The sequence below is a fragment of the Rhodopirellula europaea 6C genome, assembly GCF_000338295.1.
In the GTDB taxonomy this organism is placed as follows: domain Bacteria; phylum Planctomycetota; class Planctomycetia; order Pirellulales; family Pirellulaceae; genus Rhodopirellula; species Rhodopirellula europaea.
The window spans coordinates 1-680 of record NZ_ANMO01000065.1 but is presented as its reverse complement, the minus strand read 5'-3'; the positions used below and the strand labels follow the sequence as shown (position 1 = coordinate 680).

Annotated in this window: 1 protein-coding gene; it reads left to right on the top strand. The window is 57.2% G+C overall.

Annotated features, from left to right (window positions below; translation table 11 throughout):
* The first annotated feature begins 22 nt into the window (after positions 1 to 22).
* Positions 23 to 598: a hypothetical protein gene (locus RE6C_RS05330; protein ID WP_008654570.1), complete on the top strand. Its 576-nt coding sequence runs from the start codon at positions 23 to 25 to the stop codon at positions 596 to 598.
* Positions 599 to 680: the final 82 nt, after the last annotated feature.

Here is a 680-nt window from a genome sequence, read left to right as displayed (position 1 = left end):
ACGACACTGAAGATTTCGCCACATGACGGATGACCAACGCGTTGCTCGCCTCGTCGCTGAATTGGCGGGCACCGGCGCACAGGTCAACGGCGCGTTTCAGGTTTGGGCACTCGACGCGCAGCTGACCGACGCCCACTTGCATGGAATCTCAAGCTGGGCCGACCTTGAATTCTTGATGGCCGCGGGGTGCCCGATCACCGATGCCGGACTGGCTTCGATTTGCTGCTTTCGTCGGCTAGCTTCACTCGACATAGGCGGCACGGCAATCACTGCGAATGCGATCTCAACCGCCGAACTGCCGGAAACGCTTACAACCTTCGGTTTGTACGACATCCCGTTGACAGATGATGCTGCTAATCGAATTACGCAGTTGCCCGAAATACGGATGCTTAATTGCAACGAATGCGGATTGTCACTGCCCGCATTTCACCGCTTGGTCGAGCTTCCAAAGCTGCGCGGATTCGAGGCGTTGGGCTGTCCTGTCCCAGATGATGATGCGCGAGCAATTTCTCGACGCATCCCACACGGTCTGCTACGATTGGACTCAGGTGTGTGGCGCAATGGAGACGTCAAACGTCCGCCCAGAAACAGGTCGTAACAATCGCGTGCACCGGAGTACGCGGGCCGAGCGGTTTTGAAGTTGAAAATCTTCTGCGCGTACCCGGTGACGCGTGACGTTA

What these genes read in the sequence shown, in the direction of transcription:
- RE6C_RS05330 (WP_008654570.1), top strand. Translation starts at nt 23, where the DNA reads ATGACGGATGACCAACGCGTTGCTCGCCTCGTCGCTGAATTGGCGGGC.